This is a genomic window from Coleofasciculus sp. E1-EBD-02, from assembly GCF_040218245.1.
In the GTDB taxonomy this organism is placed as follows: Bacteria; Cyanobacteriota; Cyanobacteriia; order Cyanobacteriales; family Coleofasciculaceae; genus Coleofasciculus.
This window is the reverse complement of the sequence record NZ_JAVJQN010000159.1, coordinates 1-2,853: the sequence shown is the minus strand read 5'-3', so window position 1 is coordinate 2,853 and position 2,853 is coordinate 1. Positions and strand designations below refer to the sequence as shown.

Below are 2,853 nucleotides of genomic sequence, written 5' to 3'. Positions count from 1 at the left end.
CGAAGTTAACATAGCTCCTTTTTACCTAGGTAAGTATCCAATTACCCAAGCTCAATGGCAAGTAGTTGCCTCTTTTCCTCAGATTAGACGTGAACTAAAAGCTGACCCTTCTGAGTTTAAAGGAGCCAACCGACCTGTTGAATCTATCTCTTGGTTAGATGCCCTAGAATTTTGTAATCGTTTATCTAAAAAAACAGAAAAAAACTATCGCTTACCCACAGAAGCAGAGTGGGAATATGCTTGTCGTGCAGGAACAAATACTCCATTTCATTTTGGAGAAACAATGACAACCGAACTGGCAAATTATGATGGTAAAGTTAGCTACAAAAGTGAACCTCAAGGTACAGATAGAGGAGAAACGACAGAAGTGGGCTACTTCAAAGTTGCTAATGCTTTCGGCTTATATGATATGCACGGCAACATAGGAGAATGGTGTGAGGATCGTTATGACCACTATCCAGGAGGCCCAGAAGTCATTTTTCACAGAGATGATTATTGGCTTAACTTTAGGGATTGTTGCATAGTTCGTGGGGGATACTGGGAAGTTTATGCTAGTGGCTGCCGCTCTGCTCAACGCTCTTGTTGTAGAGTGGACTACGGAAATGATTCTCGTGGTTTACGAGTAGCTTGTGATAAGTAGTCAATAAGTAAGGAGATGACTAATGGTTGTACAACATTTTCCTACACCTCCCGGAGGTACTATTGATTATGTAGTACCTTGAATGAGTTGTACTCACTATATATAATTATGGCTACGCAATAATTTTGCTATTTCGAGTGAACTGAGACTGTTGAGTTATAAAATCGAAGTATAGCTGGAGTTGGAGCCGTTTTGACTAACGGTTGGACAGGGTAATATTAAGTTGTAGTCTAACACAGAATTGAATGAACTACTCCAGGCACTCCAGAATACTCCAAGTGAGAGAAATGGAGAGTTATACGTTTGAATGCAATTAAGTAAAATATAGTCATCAATTTATTATTTGCTAGACGATATAGTAAGAAAACATGAAATATAATACAGAAAATTATTCCTTCAGTTGCCAAATATCTTTTTTCAATGATGTAGAATTACCTCTAACTGTCCTCGCATCAAAAATAACTATAGCCGCCCCGAAAGAATGCAATTTAACTTTCCAAGTTACCCCAGAAAGATATCGACGAATTGATACTGAATCATTATTTAACCTCAAACCAGAAATCCGCAGTCCTTTCTCAAGTGACGCCTTTCAAGCCGCAACTGATATTACAATCAAAGCCATCTTAGATCCTGCTTTGCTACCGCAATTAACTGAGAATGTTGCAACCCCAAAACAAGCAGCAAACTATCTCGAAAAACTTAGCAAGGAACAACCTAATCATCCTCTCCTCTCCGTGCATAGCTGGTACGCCACAGAAGTCAGCCAAAAGACTACTGGTTATCGTACTCTCTGGTATTATCTTAACCCTGCCGATATTACTGCTAACGGCATTGATCCTGAAAAAATGAATGAAGCTATGCTTAACTTTGCCCAGGAGTGGGCTAAAACTAACGGTTCAGGAGTTACTGAAGATGCTGTAAAAGAAGCAGTGGAGGAAATGACCCAAAACTTTGCCGAGATAACTGACAGCATTTCGGAAATGACTCAGGAGATGGTTTCGGAAACTGTCGAGGAAATGACAAATGCCTTTGCAGAACTAGCTGAAAGTATTTCTGAGATAACTGAAGAAGTTGCTTCAGAAAGGACTATTTTTCAGGTGATGGTCAGTTTCTTTCAAGAGGAGGAATGGGCATTTAAGCAGCTAGATAACTCAACATTGCATCTCCTATTTCAAGGAAAAAATGGTCAGTTAAACTGCTATGCTAGAGCCAGAGAAGCCCAGCAACAATTCGTTTTTTATTCCCTCGGTTCAGTTAAAGTTCCTCAGAAGAAGCGTAAACAATTGGGAGAGTTTGTTTGTCGCGCTAACTTGGGCATGATTATCGGTAACTTTGAACTAGACTTCACCACAGGTGAAATTCGTTATAAAACTAGCATTGATATTAAGGATAGCTTCCTGACCGAAGAAATATTGAAACAGTTGGTTTATACCAATGTCTTAACTATGGATCAATACCTTCCGGGTATTGAAGCCGTAATTTCTAGCAAAACATCACCCGAAGAGGCGATCGCACAAATCGAATCCTGACTTATCCGACAACGTGCGATCGCACTCCTCCCTTACTCATCAATCACCGCCGTGCGATCAAGCAATAGCAGCGATCGCAACTGATCCGTATCCATATCCGTGACCCAGTTTTCACCCGCTTCTACCGTCTGTTCTGCCAACTGCTTCTTACTTTCAATCATGTCATTAATCCGTTCTTCCAACGTCCCCGTACAGACAAACTTATGCACCTGTACATTACGAGTTTGACCAATTCTAAACGCCCGATCTGTCGCCTGATTCTCCACCGCCGGATTCCACCAGCGATCAATATGGAAAACGTGATTTGCCCGGGTCAAATTTAGTCCCGTTCCACCCGCTTTTAATGACAGAATTAGAATCGGGGGACCTTCGGGGTCATTTTGGAAACGGTCAATCATTTCCTCCCGTTGCTTCTTGCGAGTTGCGCCATACAGGAATAAGATTTCCTGATCAAATTGTTTGGCTAAATAGGGTTTCAGCAGTTTACCCCATTCCGCAAACTGGGTGAAAATTAACGCGCGATCGCCTTCCGAAATGGCTTCGTCTAACATTTCCTGTAACCGCAGTAATTTCCCCGAACGCTTGGCGTCTTTTAAGGATTTCTCTTTTAATAATTGGGCGGGATGATTACAGACTTGCTTGAGTCGCATCAGCAAGGTTAAAATTAACCCCTTGCGCTTAATT

General features: G+C 41.4%; 3 protein-coding genes. 2 read left to right on the top strand and 1 reads right to left on the bottom strand.

Features of this window, described 5'->3' with window-relative positions; all coding sequences use genetic code 11:
- On the top strand, positions 1-640 hold a 640-nt coding region (locus RIC07_RS25990; protein WP_446397040.1), incomplete at its 5' end, for a formylglycine-generating enzyme family protein.
- A gap of 368 nt (positions 641-1,008) precedes the next feature.
- Positions 1,009-2,169, top strand: coding sequence for a YbjN domain-containing protein (locus tag RIC07_RS25985; protein WP_446397039.1), 1,161 nt, complete (start codon positions 1,009-1,011; stop codon positions 2,167-2,169).
- Between the two features lie 32 nt (positions 2,170-2,201).
- Here the strand turns inward: RIC07_RS25985 and RIC07_RS25980 are convergent.
- Positions 2,202-2,853, bottom strand: a 652-nt coding sequence (locus tag RIC07_RS25980; RefSeq protein WP_446394117.1) for a DEAD/DEAH box helicase, incomplete at its 5' end; no start/stop codon positions are given.

Coding starts and splice junctions, on each gene's coding strand:
- RIC07_RS25985 (WP_446397039.1), top strand. CDS start 1,009: ATGAAATATAATACAGAAAATTATTCCTTCAGTTGCCAAATATCTTTT.